This window comes from Streptomyces sp. NPDC002446 (assembly GCF_053595675.1).
This window is the reverse complement of the sequence record NZ_JBSFYC010000010.1, coordinates 14,241-30,213: the sequence shown is the minus strand read 5'-3', so window position 1 is coordinate 30,213 and position 15,973 is coordinate 14,241. Positions and strand designations below refer to the sequence as shown.

The 15,973-nt window shown below is 72.5% G+C and carries 16 protein-coding genes; 6 read left to right on the top strand and 10 right to left on the bottom strand.

Annotation, left to right across the window (positions count from 1 at the left end):
• Positions 1–10: 10 nt before the first annotated feature.
• From ACWD6P_RS08335 to ACWD6P_RS08325, 3 genes are read right to left on the bottom strand one after another with little or no spacing between them, the layout of a single operon-like run.
• Positions 11–583, bottom strand: coding sequence for a cob(I)yrinic acid a,c-diamide adenosyltransferase (locus ACWD6P_RS08335; protein ID WP_451443241.1), 573 nt, complete (start codon positions 581–583; stop codon positions 11–13).
• 10 nt (positions 584–593) lie between these two features.
• The gene (locus ACWD6P_RS08330; protein ID WP_451443240.1) at positions 594–1,349 is read right to left on the bottom strand and encodes an ABC transporter permease; all 756 of its coding nucleotides are present in this window, start codon (positions 1,347–1,349) and stop codon (positions 594–596) included.
• 31 nt (positions 1,350–1,380) lie between these two features.
• Positions 1,381–2,163 carry an ABC transporter ATP-binding protein gene (locus ACWD6P_RS08325; RefSeq protein WP_451443239.1) on the bottom strand — a complete coding sequence of 261 codons (783 nt, stop codon included), beginning with the start codon at positions 2,161–2,163 and terminating at the stop codon, positions 1,381–1,383.
• Positions 2,164–2,243: 80 nt separating this feature from the next.
• On the opposite strand from ACWD6P_RS08325, the gene ACWD6P_RS08320 reads away from it, so the two are divergent.
• The 4 genes from ACWD6P_RS08320 (at position 2,244) to ACWD6P_RS08305 (ending at position 7,235) form a co-directional block, all read left to right on the top strand.
• Entirely contained in the window at positions 2,244–2,885 is a 642-nt protein-coding gene (locus ACWD6P_RS08320) for a TetR/AcrR family transcriptional regulator (RefSeq protein ID WP_451443238.1), read from the top strand.
• 144 nt (positions 2,886–3,029) lie between these two features.
• Positions 3,030–3,878, top strand: a complete 849-nt coding sequence (locus ACWD6P_RS08315; RefSeq protein WP_451443237.1) for a 3-hydroxyacyl-CoA dehydrogenase family protein — start codon at positions 3,030–3,032, stop codon at positions 3,876–3,878.
• Between the two features lie 145 nt (positions 3,879–4,023).
• Positions 4,024–4,347, top strand: a complete 324-nt coding sequence (locus ACWD6P_RS08310; protein ID WP_362918767.1) for an STAS domain-containing protein — start codon at positions 4,024–4,026, stop codon at positions 4,345–4,347.
• Positions 4,348–4,658: 311 nt separating this feature from the next.
• A complete protein-coding gene (locus tag ACWD6P_RS08305; RefSeq protein WP_451443236.1) occupies positions 4,659–7,235 on the top strand; it encodes an ATP-binding protein in 2,577 nt (858 codons plus the stop codon).
• 80 nt (positions 7,236–7,315) lie between these two features.
• On the opposite strand, the gene nucS is transcribed toward ACWD6P_RS08305, so the two are convergent.
• Positions 7,316–7,978, bottom strand: a complete 663-nt coding sequence (gene nucS, locus ACWD6P_RS08300) for an endonuclease NucS (RefSeq protein WP_018087371.1) — start codon at positions 7,976–7,978, stop codon at positions 7,316–7,318.
• 250 nt (positions 7,979–8,228) lie between these two features.
• On the opposite strand from nucS, the gene ACWD6P_RS08295 reads away from it, so the two are divergent.
• The gene (locus ACWD6P_RS08295; RefSeq protein WP_451443235.1) at positions 8,229–8,621 is read left to right on the top strand and encodes an SCO5389 family protein; all 393 of its coding nucleotides are present in this window, start codon (positions 8,229–8,231) and stop codon (positions 8,619–8,621) included.
• A 140-nt stretch (positions 8,622–8,761) separates the two neighbouring features.
• Here ACWD6P_RS08295 and ACWD6P_RS08290 read toward each other — a convergent pair whose 3' ends face one another.
• Positions 8,762–9,811, bottom strand: a complete 1,050-nt coding sequence (locus ACWD6P_RS08290) for an LLM class flavin-dependent oxidoreductase (protein ID WP_451443234.1) — start codon at positions 9,809–9,811, stop codon at positions 8,762–8,764.
• 189 nt (positions 9,812–10,000) lie between these two features.
• Here ACWD6P_RS08290 and ACWD6P_RS08285 point away from each other — a divergent pair, with 189 nt between their 5' ends.
• The gene (locus ACWD6P_RS08285) at positions 10,001–10,318 is read left to right on the top strand and encodes an ATP/GTP-binding protein (protein ID WP_451443233.1); all 318 of its coding nucleotides are present in this window, start codon (positions 10,001–10,003) and stop codon (positions 10,316–10,318) included.
• A 37-nt stretch (positions 10,319–10,355) separates the two neighbouring features.
• Here ACWD6P_RS08285 and ACWD6P_RS08280 read toward each other — a convergent pair whose 3' ends face one another.
• The 5 genes from ACWD6P_RS08280 to ACWD6P_RS08260 all read right to left on the bottom strand — a co-directional run bounded on the left by ACWD6P_RS08280 (position 10,356) and on the right by ACWD6P_RS08260 (position 15,894).
• Positions 10,356–11,243, bottom strand: coding sequence for an ABC transporter permease (locus ACWD6P_RS08280; protein WP_451443343.1), 888 nt, complete (start codon positions 11,241–11,243; stop codon positions 10,356–10,358).
• A gap of 419 nt (positions 11,244–11,662) precedes the next feature.
• Positions 11,663–12,913 carry an ABC transporter ATP-binding protein gene (locus ACWD6P_RS08275; protein WP_451443232.1) on the bottom strand — a complete coding sequence of 417 codons (1,251 nt, stop codon included), beginning with the start codon at positions 12,911–12,913 and terminating at the stop codon, positions 11,663–11,665.
• Between the two features lie 114 nt (positions 12,914–13,027).
• Positions 13,028–13,801 (bottom strand): ABC transporter permease, encoded by a 774-nt coding sequence (locus ACWD6P_RS08270; RefSeq protein WP_451443231.1) that lies wholly within the window; start codon positions 13,799–13,801, stop codon positions 13,028–13,030.
• Positions 13,802–13,804: 3 nt separating this feature from the next.
• Positions 13,805–14,809, bottom strand: coding sequence for an ABC transporter ATP-binding protein (locus ACWD6P_RS08265; RefSeq protein ID WP_451443230.1), 1,005 nt, complete (start codon positions 14,807–14,809; stop codon positions 13,805–13,807).
• 146 nt (positions 14,810–14,955) lie between these two features.
• Positions 14,956–15,894, bottom strand: a complete 939-nt coding sequence (locus ACWD6P_RS08260) for a cellulose-binding protein (RefSeq protein ID WP_451443229.1) — start codon at positions 15,892–15,894, stop codon at positions 14,956–14,958.
• Positions 15,895–15,973: the final 79 nt, after the last annotated feature.

The window sequence follows — 15,973 nt, the reverse complement described above, 5'->3', positions numbered from 1 at the left end:
GGGGGCGTCCTCAGCGCTCGCCGCCCGGTACCCAGAGCACGTCCCCGACCTCCTTGTTGGCCGTACGGGCCAGGATGAACAGGAGGTCGGAGAGGCGGTTGAGGTAGGTGGCGGTCAGCGGGTTCATGGTGGGGCCGTGTTCCTCGAAGGCCGCCCAGGTGGAGCGCTCGGCGCGGCGGACGACCGTGCAGGCCTGGTGCAGCAGCGCCGCCCCGGCCGTACCGCCGGGGAGGATGAAGCTGCGCAGCTTCTCCAGCTCGGCCAGGAAGCGGTCGCAGTCGGCCTCCAGCTTGTCGACATAGCTCTGTTCGACGCGCAGCGGCGGGAACTCGGGGTTCTCCACCACCGGGGTCGACAGATCCGCGCCGACGTCGAAGAGGTCGTTCTGCACCCGCAGCAGCACCGCGGCGACCTCCTCCGGCAGCGAACCGAGCGCCAGCGCCACGCCGATCGCCGCATTGGCCTCGTTGGCGTCCGCGTACGCCGCGATCCGCGAATCGGTCTTGGCGGTACGGCTCATATCGCCGAGGGCGGTGGTGCCCTTGTCCCCGGTGCGGGTGTAGATGCGCGTCAGATTCACCATGGGAGCGAGCCTACGCCGCGGCCCTGCGGAAGGCCCGGGTGCACAAGGTCACGGACAGCGCGGCGAAGGCGAGCGCCACCAGGACGCCGTGGAGCAGGGCCGAGGAGGCGTACGCGCCGACGAACGCGGCCCGTACCGCGTCCACGAGGTAGCGGAACGGCATGAAGTGCGAGAGCACATCGAGCCACTTGGGCCCCAGCGTCATCGGCAGCATCAGCCCGGAGAGCAGCATCGACGGCATGGTGACGGCGTTGATGACCGGCCCGAACCCCTGCGGGGTGGCCACCTTCAGCGCCAGCGCGTAGGACAGCGAGGCGAGTGCGACGGTCAGCACGGCCACGAAGGCGAAGCCGACGAGGATGCCGGGCAGCGGCGCGCGCAGCCCCATGGCCAGGGCGGCCAGCACCAGCAGCACGGCCTGGAAGACGAAGAGCGCGGCATCCCGCAGCACCCGCCCCAGCAGCAGCGCCAGCCGGCTCACCGGCGTCACCCGCATCCGCTCCACCACCCCGTACTGCTTCTCGACGATCAGGCCGAAACCACAGAACGAGGCGCCGAACAGGGCGAGTTGCAGCAGCAGGCCGGGGACCAGCACCTGCCAGGAGCTGCCGCTGGAGGAGAGCGGCAGCCCGGTCAGCAGCGGGCCGAAGAAGAGCAGGTACAGCAGCGGCATCAGCACTCCGAAGAGCATCTGGAGTCGGGAGCGCAGCGTCTGGCGGGCGTAGCGCCCGAAGATCAGCGCGATGTCGGACAGCAGGGAAGACATGGGTGCGTGCTCCTGGAGGCGATCGGGGCGGTCAGACGGCGATCGGGGCGGTGTCCCGGGAGGCGGCACCGCGGCCGGTGAGGGCGAGGAACGCGTCCTGGAGGGAGGCGTCGGGGGAGCCGGCGTGGGCGCGTTTGAGGGCGTCAGGTGTGCCCTCCGCGACCACCACGCCCTTGTCGACGATCACCAGGCGGTCGGCGAGCGCATCGGCCTCGTCCAGGTAGTGGGTGGTCAGGAAGACGGTGGTGCCGTGCTCGGCGCGGATCCGGCGGACCAGCTCCCACAGGTCGGCGCGGCTGCCCGGGTCGAGCCCGGTGGTCGGCTCGTCCAGGAACAGCACCTGGGGGCGGTGGGCGAGTCCCATCGCGATGTCCAGCCGGCGCCGCTGGCCGCCCGACAGGGTGGCGGTCCTGCGGTCGAGCAGACCGGCGAGGCCCAGATCGGCGGCCAGTTCCTCGGTGCGGGCGAGGGCCTCGGCCTTGCCGAGGCGGTAGAGGCGGGCCTGGGTGAACAGCTCCTCGCGTACCGAGACATGCGGGTCGACGCCGCCGGACTGGGCGACGTATCCGGATGCCCGGCGTACCCCCGCCGGGTCGCCGGCCAGGTCGCAGCCGGCGACGGTCGCGGAGCCGCCGGTGGGCGTCAGCAGGGTCGTGAGCATCCGCAGGGTGGTGGTCTTGCCGGCGCCGTTGGGGCCGAGGAAGCCGAGGATCTCGCCGCGCTCGGCGGTGAGGTCGATGCCGCGTACGGCTTCGACGGGGCCGTGTTTGGTGGCGAAGGTCCGGGCGAGTCCGGACGTGCTGATGACTGGCATGCCCACAGAAAAACAGAGGGACTTAAAAATTGCAATGTCCCCAAAATTTCAGTGAGGCCAGCGATAGGTAGGCTGAGGGCATGGCAGAGGGGCTCAGGGAGCGGAAGAAGCGGCAGACCCGGCAGTACATCTCGGACGTGGCCACCGGACTCTTCATGGAGCGCGGGTTCGACGCGGTGACCATCGCGGAGATCGCCGAGGCCGCGGAGGTCTCCGTCAACACCGTGTACAACTACTTCCCCGCCAAGGAGGACCTCTTCCTCGACCGGAGCAAGGGGCTGATCGACCGGCTGTCGCGGTTCGTGCGGGCCCGGCCCGCGGGGGAGTCGGCCGCCGCCGCGGTGCTGCGCGAGCTGCGCGAGGAGGTGGTGAGCGTCTCGCCCAAGGTGGGGCTGATCGAGGGGTATGACCGCTTCATGAAGGTCGTCCACGGGTCGGCTTCCCTGCAGGCCCGCCTGTGGTACCTGCAGCGGCAGCAGTACGAGGACCTGGAGGCCACGCTCCGGCAGGAGACCGGCGCCCCGGACGGCGACCCGATGCCCGGTCTGATGGCGGGCCAGATCGGCTGGCTGCACCAGACCTTGATGACCGTCATCGTTCAGGAGATGCTCGCCGGCCGTAAGCCCGCCGAGGTCTCCCGCGAGGCCCTCGTCCTGCTGGACGAGATGGAGGAGCTGCTGAGCGAGCGGGTCCTCAACTACGCCGTACGGGCGGACGACTGACCGGAACCCTTTCCCGTCCGGTGTGTGATGTCCGCGATACGAGACGTGACGCGCATCTCTAACCCCCCAAAGGATCGCCAACGACCGCTAACGTCACCCGAAGACCGACAGGCTTTCAAATGCACAGGGTGTGAGGGGACAGCAGTGGCAAAGAAGCTGGCCGTCATCGGCGCCGGACTGATGGGTTCCGGTATCGCGCAGGTGTCCGCCCAGGCGGGCTGGGACGTGGTCCTCCGCGATGTGACGGACGGGGCGCTGGCCCGGGGCAAGGGCGGAATCGAGGCCTCGTACGAGAAGTTCGTCGCCAAGGGCAAGCTGGCGGCGGCCGACGCCGAGCAGGCGCTGGCCCGCATCACCACCACGACCGACCTGGACGCCACCGCCGACGCCGACATCGTCGTCGAGGCCGTCTTCGAGCGCATCGACGTCAAGCGCGAGATCTTCCAGACGCTGGACAAGCTCGTCAAGGACGAGGCGGTGCTGGCCTCCAACACCTCGGCGATCCCGATCACCAAGATCGCCGCGGCCACCTCCCGCCCCGAGCGGGTCGTGGGGACGCACTTCTTCTCGCCGGTGCCGATGATGCAGCTGTGCGAGCTGGTGCGCGGCTACAAGACCAGCGACGAAACCCTCGCCACGGCACGGGCGTTCGCCGAGTCCGTCGGCAAGACCTGCGTCGTCGTCAACCGCGACGTGGCGGGCTTTGTGACCACCCGGCTGATCTCCGCGCTGGTCGTCGAGGCCGCCAAGCTCTACGAATCGGGCGTGGCCAGCGCCGAGGACATCGACACCGCCTGCAAGTTGGGCTTCGGCCATGCGATGGGGCCGCTGGCCACCGCCGACCTGACCGGTATCGACATCCTGATGCACGCCACCGACAACATCTACACCGAGTCCCAGGACGAGAAGTTCGCGCCGCCGGAGATCATGCGTCGGATGGTCGATGCGGGCGATATCGGCCGCAAGAGTGGGCAGGGCTTCTACGAGCACTGATGCCGCGTCAGGGCCATGCGCCCGATGGGGTCACCCTGTGGGGTGAATTCGGTATCGGTTCGCTTACAGGCGGCAACTTCGCCGCATGAGAGGCAGTCAGATCTGTAGACGTCCATGCATGAACCCATGACACAGGGGAGCGCATATGCACATCAGGGGCGACCACGCCGAGCTGGTCGTCGAGGGCCGCCTCGACGTCCGCAGCGCGGCGGACGCCCGTACGGCCCTGCACACCGCCGTCGACTCCGGTCGGGGTGATCTGGTGCTGGACCTGACCGAGCTGGATTCCTGGGACGCCACCGGCCTCGGCGTGATCATGGGCGCACACCGCCGGGCCGGCCGCGTCAACCGCAGGCTGGTGCTGCGCGGCGTGCCGCCCCAGATGCAGCGCCTGCTGGTCGCCACCAGGCTCCACCGCATCCTCGCCATCGAGGGCGGCATCGAAGCCGAATCGCTTCCTCGGGTGTGAGGGGCGGGCCGCGGCCGCCCGACGGCCGTGCACGGGGCAGGGACGTCCCCGGGCGAGCAAGACCGCACAAGGCGCCGGGAAGCGTGAACGGGCGGCCGGTGGAAGCGTTGCACACCACGTGATACCGGCGAATCCGGGAGGTTCCGGGCAGAGTCCGCCCCCGGCGGTGCGACGTCCCACTCTCCAGGTCTATGGTTCGGTTCCCGCCCGTATGCCATCCTCCGCGGCGGGCACCGGACCGGACCGGACGCGACGCCGAGGACGACCGTCGGAGCCGGCCGAGTGGAACGATGCACCTGGGAGCTTGCAGCATGGACCCGAACACCCACCGGGGACCCGAGGAGTACGGCGAGCAGGGCAGCCCTGCCGAGCCGCCGGCCCCCGCGGCGGGCGGCGCACAGGGCGGCTCCGGCGGGCTCGCCCGCGTCGTCCGGCTCGTCTCGGGCCCCTACCTCGTCACCGTCAACCCCGTCGACGGCAGCGAGATAGAACCCTGCCCGCCCGGAGAGCGCCCCTCGGCCCCCGGCAAGCTCGACCCGCAGGAGCGCGCCGCAGCCGCCCGCGCCGCCGCGCCCCCGCTGCCCCCGGGCCCGCCCGGAGCCACCGCGCACGACGCCCCGCTCGAAGAGCGCACCGAGGACACCGAGCGCCTGGTCCGGCTGCTCTCCCGCGGCCGCTCCGTACGCGTCACCGGCCCCTCGGGCGCCGGCCGCACCCGGCTGCTGGACGCCGTCGCCACGGCCTGCGAAGGCCTCGCCCCGGACGGCGTGGTCCGGCTCTCCGGCTACCACCGCACCGCCACCGATGTCCTCCACGCGCTGTTCGCCGCGGTCCACCGGGCGCCCCGGCACCGCCCGGACCGGCCCGAGCTGCTGCGGATGGCCGCCGAGATCGGCGCGATCGTCGTCCTGGACGACCTGGAATTCGGCGGCGCCGCGCTCGACGAGCTGCTCGACGCCACCCCCGAATGCGCCTTCCTGATCGCCGCCACCCCCGACGTCGCGGCCCCCAGCGCCGGCTCGCACCTCGAAGAGGTCTTCCTCGGCGGCATCGGCCGCACCGGCTGCGTACGCATGCTGGAGCGCGCGCTGGACCGGCCGCTGACCGAGGACGAGGCGGCCTGGGCCGCCGACCTGTGGTTCGAGTCCGAGGGGCTGCCGCTGCGGTTCGTGCAGGCCGCCGCCCTGCTGCGGCAGCGCGACCGGATGCAGAACCGGCCCGGCGCCCTTGAGGACGGCTACGGCCTGTTCCCCGCGGAGGACCGGGAGCCGGACGCCGCCGGGGGCGAGGAGCGCCCCGAGGTGCCGCTGCCGTCGCTCGGCGAGGCCGCCGCGCCCGCCCCGCTGCTCGCCTCGCGGCTGAGCGCCGTGGCCCAGGAGACGCTGCGCTTCGCCGTCGCGCTCGGCGGGGAGCTGCCGCACCAGGCGCATCTGCCGGCCCTCACCCAGGACACCCACGCCGACGCCGCCCTCGGCGAGCTGCTGGCCTGCGGCCTGCTCACCCCCGCGGCCGGCCACTACCGGCTCGCCGCGACCGTCCAGGACCAGCTGACCGCCGCCGGCTACGCCGAGGGCTCCGCCGCGCGGGCACACACCGTCGCCCAGCACTACGCCTGGTGGGCCGGGCACCCCTCGGTCACCCCCGAACGGGCCGCCGCCGAGGCCGATGTGGTGCTGGCCGCGATGGGCGTGCTGACCGGCAGCCGCGAGGGCGGCCACGCCAGCGCCGCGGTGCTGCTGGCCCGTACGGCCGCTCCCGCGTTCGCCTCCGCGCTGCACTGGAGCGCCTGGGAGCGCGCCCTGCGGCACGGCCAGGAGGCCGCGCGGCTGGCCGGCGAGGTCGCCGAAGAGGCCTACTTCCACCACGAGCTGGGTGTGCTGGCGCTGTGCACCGGCAGCCTCGACCGGGCGCGCGCCGAGCTGGAGGCGTCCATAGGGCTGCGCGGCGTGCTCTCCGACCGCAACGGTGCGGTGGCGGGACGGCGGGCGCTGGCCCTGGTCACCGACCGGGCGCGGGCCGCCTCGGCGGCGACCGCGGTCGTCCCGCAGGCCACCGCACCCGGCGCCGGGGTACGGCCGCCGGCCGCGCCGAAGGAGCCGGCCGCCGCGTCGCCCGACGCCGTGTCGACCGCCAAGCTGCGGCTCTCCGCCGAGGGGACGACCGCACCGACGCCGCTCGCCCAGGGCGCCGCGCCGACCGCCGCCACCGCCGCCACCGCGGCCGTCCCGGCCGCCGCGGGCAGCGGCACCGCCAAGGGCGTCAAGCGGGTGTTCGGCGGGGCCCGCCGCAACCTCGTGGCCGCGGGCGCCGGCGCGCTGCTGGTGGCCGTCCTCGGCACCGTCGTCACCCTCGGCGCGACCTCGGGCGGCGACGACAACCACGACGACAAGGTCACCACGGAGCAGACCACGGACGACGGCGACAGCCCGGAGCTGCCCGCCGAGGAGCCCGGCAACGGCTCCGACCGGCCGTCCACCGGGCCGGGCGCCACCCGGCCCGGCGGCAAGGAACGCTCCGGCACCCCGTCGCCGTCGACCAGCGGCCCCGCGACCAGCACCTCGCCGACCGGCCCGGGCACCGAGCCGACGGATCCCAGCACCGACCCGAGTGAGCCGACCGGGCAGCCCACCAGGCCCACCGTGCGGCCGACCCCGCCCACGCACCCGCCGACCGACGAGCCGACCGGTCCGACGCCGACCGAGCCCACCGGCGAGCCGACCGACCCCACCCCGACCGAGCCCACGGGCGACCCGACGTCCGAGACCCCCTCGGAGAGCTCCGCCGCCTCGGGCAGCAGCAGCCCCTCCGGCAGCGGCTCGTCCGCCGCGTCCGCGCCCTCGGACGGCGCGGGCAGCCCCTCGGGCACGGGGAGCACCCCGACCGCCTGACACCCGGTACGACGCAGCGCAACGGCCCGGTACGCAGGTGACCGGGCCGTTGCGCTGGTGTGTGCCGGGAGCCGGCGGGGTCAGAACAGCCGGAGCTTGTCGTCCTCGATGCCGCGCAGCGCGTCGTAGTCCAGTACGACACAGCCGATACCGCGGTCGGTGGCCAGCACCCGCGCCTGCGGCTTGATTTCCTGAGCCGCGAAGACGCCCTTCACCGGGGCCAGGTGCGGGTCGCGGTTGAGGAGTTCGAGATAGCGGGTGAGCTGCTCGACTCCGTCGATCTCACCACGCCGCTTGATCTCGACCGCCACGGTCTGGTTATCAGCGTCCCGGCACAAGATATCCACCGGGCCAATGGCAGTGGGGTATTCACGCCGAATCAGCGAGTAGCCCTCACCGAGGGTTTCGATCCGGTCCGCGAGCAGCTCCTGGAGGTGGGCCTCCACACCGTCCTTGATGAGCCCCGGGTCGACGCCGAGCTCGTGCGAGGAGTCGTGCATGACCTCCTCAAGGGTGATGATGAGCTTCTCGCCGCCCTTGTTCTCCACCGTCCACACGTCCCCGTCGCCCTCCTTGAGAGTGCAGGGCGGGGACATCCAGTTAAGGGGTTTGTAGGCGCGGTCATCCGCGTGAATGGAGACGGAGCCGTCCGCCTTCACCAGGATGAGGCGAGGCGCGGAGGGCAGATGGGCGGTGAGCCGGCCCGCGTAGTCCACGGAGCAGCGGGCGATGACGAGACGCATGGTGCGTCACGCTACTCGACCGGAGGCCCGCTACGCGATTCGCCCTGGACCACGGTGCTTTTACGGGGGAAATCCCCGCACCCCAGGCGTTCGCCATTGGCCGGTTGTATGTGCAATCTCCTGGTGCGGGCCTCTTGCGCGGCATACCGTTGAAGCAGGGGGTCGTGAGGCGAACACGCTGTGTCGCGAAACCCCTTGTCCCTTCCCTGAGGCCCCGCCCGTCCCGGCGGGTCCGCGAGAGGAGAACCTCATGTCGCTCGACGTCTCACCGGCCCTCCTCGAACAGGCCGAGCGAGGCGAGGTCGACGAAGCCGCATTTGTCGACTGCGTCCGGAACTCCCTGCCCTATGCCTGGGAGATGATCAGCTCTCTGGTGGCACAGCTGAAGGTGGACGGCGGACAGTTCGCCGACAATCAGACGCCGCCGCCGGACGAGCAGGCGCGCGGCCAGCTGCTGCGCGCGCTGGCGAGTGACGCCATCCGTGGTTCGCTCGAGCGCCACTTCGGTGTGCGGCTCGCCTTCCAGAACTGCCACCGGGTCGCGGTCTTCCCGCTCGACCCGGCGGTGGACGACCGCCTGGCCCGATTCACCTCGATCCGGGGCCAGCTGCTGAACCAGTCGCCCGAACTCCGCGACTGCTGACCGGAGTTGCTGCCGCTGCGTACGAGGGGTTGGGCGCGCCCCTCAACGGTGTGCCAGCGGCAGCACCACCGCGAGGCCGGACGGTGACCGCGGCATCCGCGCACCGCCCGCCGTACGCCGCCCCACCGCACCGTGCGGGCTCAGCCCAGCTGCGGCCGGACCTCCGTGCCCAGCCGGCGGACGTTCTCCTCCGTCGCCGCGAGATCGCCGGAGCCCTCGACCAGCAGCGCGAAGCGCGTGATGCCCGTACGCTCCGAGGTCGCCGCCAGCCGGTCGACGCACAGCCCCGGCGGGCCCACAGGGTGCAGCCGGCACAGCAGCTCTGTATAGGCCAGCGGATCGCGCATCGCGCGATAGCGGCCGTCGACCGTCACATGCGCGCCCAGGCCCTGCCGCAGCCAGCCGGGCATCGCCTTCGTCAGGGTCTCCGTCGCGGCCGCGCGGCCATCGGCGATCTGCACCACGCCCGCCGAGACGTGCGCGGCCGCGGCGATCTCGTCGCCGTCGCGGCCGGCCTCCCGCGCGGCGGCCCGCCACAGCCGGACCATGTCCGCCTTCTCCTCGTCGCCGCAGTGCATGCCCAGCAGCATCGGCAGCCCGCGCTCGGCGGCCATCCGCACGGACGCGGGGGAGGTGCAGGCCACCAGCACGGGCGGGCCCGAGGGCCCGGCGCACGGATCGTCCGGATCGCCCAGCGCCTGGTCCGGCCGCGGCACCACCGGCACCTCCCGGAAGGCGTAGCGCTCACCCTGCGCGCCGACCCGGGGCTCGCGCAGCCAGCGCAGCAGCAGGTCGAGCGACTCGGGGAAGCCGTGGTCGTACGCCGCGAGGCCGGCGCCGAAGACCTCCAGGTCCACCCACGGGCCGCCGCGGCCGACGCCGAGCGTGAAGCGGCCGTCGGAGGTGAGGTGCAGCAGCGCGGCCTGCTCGCCGAGCGCCACGGGATGCTGGGTGGGCAGTACGCTCACAGCCGTGCCGACGCCGATCCGGCGGGTGCGTCCCAGCAGCAGCGCGGCCAGGGTCGCCGCGCTCGGGCAGACGCCGTACGGTACGAAGTGGTGTTCCGCCAGCCAGACGTCGTCGAGCCCGGCCTCCTCCGCGACCTCCGCGGAGCGCACCGCGCGGTGCAGTGCTTCCCCCTGTCCCTGACCGGGGAATTGAGCGGCCAGGATGAAAGCCCCAACGCGCATCGCTCTCTGCCTCCTCGCAGCCGACGCGACTCCCCCCTTACAGGCAACAACGGCTGACACGTGCCAAGGGCACGGCCTGGCGCGGAATTTCCCGATGATCGCAGAATCCCGCCGAGGGGCTTCTGCCCGCGGTGGCGCCGCGTACGCTGGTGACAGCCCGTGACCCCGTAAATCATCCCGAGGTGTTCTGTGTCACCGCGTCGAAACCGCCAGCACGGCGGTGCGAAGCCCATCGACCGCGCGGGCGGCGACCGCTACGGCCTGGAACAGACCGAGGAGTGGCGCGGCGAGGACTGGGCCGTGCGGCAGGTCGGGGGCGGCGGCGCGGCCAAGCACTACCGCTGCCCCGGCTGCGACCAGGAGATCCCGCCCGGGGTCCCGCACGTCGTCGCCTGGCCGCGGCACGGCGACGTCGACGACCGCCGGCACTGGCACAAGGCGTGCTGGAACGCACGGGACCGCCGGAGCGCGCGGCTCCAGCGGTCCAGGAACGCGCCCAGGTACTAGGCCTGTCCCCTAGGCGCTTGAGTGCGTGGCGCGGGCCTCAGACGTCGCGCTGGGCGATGGCCGCGTAGGCGCCGCCCAGGGCCACCGCGGTCACCCCGGCGAGGATCCACACGGGGGTCCAGCCGGTCGGGCCGGTGCTGAGGAAGGGAATGTCGTAGAGCGTCGCCAGCGCGCTGGGCACCGAGTACTCGATCAGCGCCTGCTGGATCTCCTTGACGCTCTCGCCCTGCAGGAACAGCGCCAGCAGCATCGGCAGCAGCACCACGCCCATCATGGTGCTGATGGCACCGGCGGAGTGCCGCAGCAGCGTGCCGACGGCCAGCGCCAGCAGACCGAGCAGCGCCACGTAGAGACCGGCGCCGAGAGTGGCGCGCACCCACTGGTCGGTGGTCGGCGCGGGGCCGTTGAGCATCGCGGAGTCGAGCAGCGCCACCAGGGTGGTGGCGACCGTCGTGATCACCAGCGCCAGGGCGAAGAACACCAGCGCCTTCGCGGTCAGTACGCGGGCGCGGCCGGGGCAGGCGGTCAGCGTCGTACGGATCATGCCGGTGCCGTACTCCGAGGAGATCGAGAGCACTCCCAGGGTGATCACGCACAGGCTGCCGAGCAGTACGCCGACGAAGCCGACGCCGAGCAGCGGGTTCATCTCGCGCTCCGAGCCCGCGGCGAGGGTCGCCAGCAGGCCGATGCCGACGATCAGCAGCAGCATCACGCCCAGCGTCCAGATCGTCGAGCGCACCGAGCGGATCTTCGTCCACTCGGAGGCCAGCGCATGGCCGAGGTGGGTGGGGCGCACAGGGATGGGCGAGACATAGCCGCCGCCCGGGCCGGCGTAAGCGGGCTGGGGCTGCACGTGGGCCGGCGGCTGTGCCGTCTGGACCGGGGGCTGGGCGGGAGCCTGGGCCGGGGGCTGCGCCTGGAGCATCATCGTGCCCGCCTCCTTGCCCGGACCGTGTGCCGCGAGCGGCTGCGGCTCGGGCATCGGCTGGGCCTGGAGCATCATCGTGCCGGCCTCCTTGGCCGGGGCGGGCCGGCCGGGAGCGGGCTGCTCGGGCGCGGGCTGGGCCTGGAGCATCATCGTGCCCGCTTCCTTGGCGGGCGCGGGCTGACCGGGCGCGGGCTGGGCCTGGAGCATCATCGTGCCGGCCTCCTTGGCGGGCGCGGGCTGCTCCGGCGCCGGCTGCCGGCCGGGCTGCTGCTCCGGCAGGCCCTGCGGCTGGGGCGGTGCGGCCGGCGGCGCGGTGGGCGGCATCGGCGGCGCGGGCGGCATCGGCTGCTGCGGTGCACCGGTGTCGTGCGGTCCGTGCTCAGGCTGCGGCTGGGGCTGCGGCTGCTGAGGGCTGGTCATCGGGCGTCCTCGTTCTGCGGCGTGGAGAGGTCTGCGGGGGCGCCGGCCGGCGCGGGGTGTGCGGCGGGCTGCTGCCCGTACGGGTGGGGCGCACCGTACGGCGCGGGTGCCCCGTACGGGTGACCCTGGGCCGGCGGCGGATAGCCCGCCCCCGGAGCCGCGGCGGGTGCCTGGCCGTACGGAGCCTGCTGGGCGTACGGGTTGGGCTGGCCCTGACCGGGAACCCCGGGCTGACCGGCCGGATGGCCGGGGCCGCCCCCGTACCCCTGCGGTGCGCCGCCCTGCGGGGCGTATCCGGCGGGGGCCTCCTGCAGGCCGGAGCGCGGATCGTGGGTCGACCGGTAGTCCACGGCGCCCTGCGTCATCCGCATGTACGCCTCCTCCAGGGACGCCTGGTGCGGCGACAGCTCCCAGAGCCGGACTCCGGCCTCGTGTGCGAGATCGCTGATCCGGGGGAGCGGCAGCCCGGTGACCCGCAGCGCGCCGTCCGGCTCCGGCGTGGCCTGGCCGCCCGCCTCGCCGATCGTGGCGGTCAGCTTCTCGCGCTGCTCCGGCTCGGTGTCCGGGGTACGGACCCGGGCGAAATCGGCGGAGTTGGCCGAGATGAAGTCCTTGACCGACATGTCCGCCAGCAGCTGGCCGCGGCCGATCACGATCAAGTGGTCGGCGGTCAGCGCCATTTCGCTCATCAGGTGGGAGGAGACGAAGACCGTACGGCCCTCGGCCGCCAGCTGCTTCATCAGGTTGCGCACCCACAGGATGCCCTCGGGGTCGAGGCCGTTGACCGGCTCGTCGAAGAGCAGCACCTGCGGGTCGCCGAGCAGCGCCGCGGCGATGCCCAGGCGCTGGCCCATACCGAGCGAGAAGCCCTTGGAGCGCCTGCCCGCGACGTCCTGCAGACCCACCACGCCGAGCACCTCGTCGACCCGGCGGGCCGGGATGCCGGAGAGCTGGGCGAGCGAGAGCAGGTGCTGGCGCGCGCTGCGGCCGCCGTGCACGGCCTTGGCGTCGAGCAGCGCGCCCACCTGGCGAGGGGCGTTGGGGAGGCTGCGGAAGGGACGGCCGGCGATGGTGGCGTGCCCGGAGGTCGGCGCGTCCAGGCCCAGGATCATGCGCATGGTCGTCGACTTGCCGGAGCCGTTGGGCCCCAGGAAGCCGGTCACCGAACCCGGCCGCACCTGGAACGACAGGTTGTACACGGCCGTCTTGGCGCCGTAGCGCTTCGTCAGGCCGACTGCCTCGATCATTCTCCGCCCCTCGCGAGATGGTCGGGGCAGAGGTGCTCTCGTACCCCCGTGAGGGTTAGGAGGCTATCCGGGCGTTGACGGTTCCCGTCAATTCCCGTGGTGCGGTGCCGGCGGTCAGGCGTCGCGCCGCTTCAGGAGGACGTATCCGCCGATCAGGGCGGCCGCCGTCCAGGCCACCATGATGCCGAGTCCGCCCCACGGGCCGTACGGCACATCGTGGTCGGCGGTGGGCACCACCTGCATGATCTTCCGGCCCGCCTGGTCCGGCAGGAAGCGGCCGACCTTCCGGGTCGCGGAGACATTGCCGAGGATGTTGGAGATCAGGAAGAAGAACGGCATCAGGATGCCCAGCGAGAGCATGGGGCTGCGCAGCATCGTGGCCACCGCCATCGAGAACAGCGCGATCAGCGCCATATAGAGCCCGGCGCCGATCACCGCGCGCAGCACCCCGGGGTCACCGAGGTGCGCGCGCAGGTCGCCCAGCGCCGCCTGTCCGGCGAAGAACGCGGCGAAGCCGGTCGCCAGGCCGACGACGAAGACCAGCGCGGTGGCCACCAGCAGCTTGCAGAACAGGAAGGTGCCGCGCTGCGGTACGGCGGCGAGCGAGGCGCGGATCATGCCGGTGCTGTACTCGTTCGAGACCACCAGCACACCGAAGACGATCATCGCGAGCTGGCCCAGCCCCATCCCGGCGAAGCTCACATTGGTGGCGTCGAACGACAGCCGGTCCCTGGCCGGCAGCGAGCCGGCGTCGTTGCCGGCCAGCGTGCAGATCAGCACGCCCAGCGCGAGGGTGACGACGACGGCGACGCCCAGCGTCCACACCGTCGACCGCACCGACCTGATCTTGGTCCACTCCGACCGGATGACCTGTCCGACCGCCGCCATCCGTCAGCTCCTCTTCTTCTGCCAGTCCGCGCCCCAGCCGTCCGGCCCCGCCCGGTCCGGCTGCGGGGTCCGCGGGGGCGGGCCCGGTGCCGCCATCGGCGCGCCGTCGTGCGCGTGGTACTCCACCGACCCGGCCGTCAGCCGCATGAACGCCTCCTCCAGGGACGCCTGCTGGGGGCTCAGCTCATGCAGGACCATGCGGTGCGAGGCGGCCAGTTCGCCGATCCGTTCGGCGGGCACCCCGTCGATCTCCAGTGAGCCGTCGCCGACCGACACCGCGTGGATGCCCTCGGCCCGCAGCACATCGAGCGCCTTCTCCCGGTCCGGGGTCCGCAGCCGGACGTACGACCGCGAGTTCTGGTGGATGAAGTCCTTCATGGAGGTGTCCGCCAGCAGGCGGCCCTGGCCGATGACCACCAAGTGGTCGGCGGTCAGCGCCATCTCGCTCATCAGGTGGGAGGAGACGAAGACCGTACGGCCCTGGGCCGCCAGGCTCTTCATCAGGTTGCGGATCCAGTGGATGCCCTCGGGGTCGAGGCCGTTGACCGGCTCGTCGAAGAGCAGCACCTGCGGGTCGCCGAGCAGCGCCGCGGCGATGCCCAGCCGCTGCCCCATACCGAGCGAGAACCCCTTCGCGCGCTTCCCGGCGACCGAGCTGAGCCCCACCGCGTCCAGCACCTCGGCGACCCGGGCGCGCGGGAGGCCGTTGCTCTGCGCCAGACACAGCAGATGGTTGGCGGCGCTCCGGCCGCCGTGGACCGCCTTCGCCTCCAGCAGCGCGCCGACGTACGTCAGCGGGTCCCGCAGCTGGCGGTAGTGCTTGCCGTCGATCCGGACCGTCCCGGAGGTGGGCAGGTCCAGATCGAGCATCATCCGCATGGTCGTCGACTTGCCTGCGCCGTTGGGCCCGAGGAAGCCGGTGACGATACCGGGGCGAACCGTGAAGGTGAGGTGGTCCACGGCGACCGTGTCCCCGAAATGCTTGGTCAGCCCCTCCAGCTCGATCATGTACAGGACGCTAGGCGCCGGCTGGGGCCGCTGCCACCGGGGCGGGGCCGCCCGGCTGACCCCCCGTACGACCGCGCCCCCGTCACCGCCTCAGCGGGCGGTACGGGGGCGCGGTCGTACGGGGGAGTGGTGAAACCTGTGGACGCTCAGCGGGTCTGCTGGGCCGGGACGCCGCGGGTGACCTCGTCGTCGGCACCGGGGGCGCCGGCCGCGGCCACCGCCGCGCCGGTCAGCGTCGCCAGCATCTCGCGGACGTTGGTGAGCTGGGCGTTGATCGAGTCGCGGCGGTTGGTCAGGGCGGCCAGCTCGCGCTCGGATTCGCTGCGGATACGATCCGCCTTGGCGTTGGCGTCCGCCACGATGTCCTCGGCCTGGCGCTGCGCGGTCTCCACCGTCTGGCGGGCCCGGCGCTCGGCGTCCGTACGCAGCTTCTCGGCCTCCAGGCGGAGCTGCTCGGCGCGGTGCTCGATCTCCGCGAGCCGCTTCTCGGCCTTGGCCTGACGCGAGGCCAGGTCGCGCTCGGACTGCTCCCGGCGCTTGGCGAGGTTGGTCTCGAAGTCCGCGGCGGCCTGGGCGGCCTTGGCGCGGGTCTCCTCGAAGAGGGAGTCCGCCTCCTCGCGCTTGGACTGCGCGTCCTTCTGCGCCTCGGCACGCAGCGTGGACGCCTCGCCCTTGGCCTTCTCGACGATCCGGGCGCCCTCGTCCTCCGCCTTCGCCTTGCGCTCGGCGGCGAACTGCTCCGCGTCGTTGCGGACCTGCTGGGCGGCCGACTCGGCCAGCTCACGGTGCTGCTCGGCGGCCCGCCGGGCCTCCTCGCGCAGATCCTTCGCCTCCTCCTCGGCGAGACGGAGGATCTTCTCCACGCGCGCACCGAGGCCCGCGTAGGACGGTTCGGCGTCATTGACCTGCGCCTGGGCGTTCTGCGTTTCGAGGTGCAGCTCCTCGATCCGCTTTTCCAGCGACGTGATGCGGGCCAGCGCGCTGTCGCGGTCGGCGACGAGCTTCGTGATGCGGTCGTCCACCTGACCGCGGTCGTACCCACGCCGCACGAGCTCGAAGCCGAAGGGGGAGGAAGTGTCGCTCATGGGGTTCCTGTCGAAGAGACCGGTGAGGTGATAAGGAGAATCCTAGGGGTCACAACGGCGTGTCATCGAGTCATTGCCC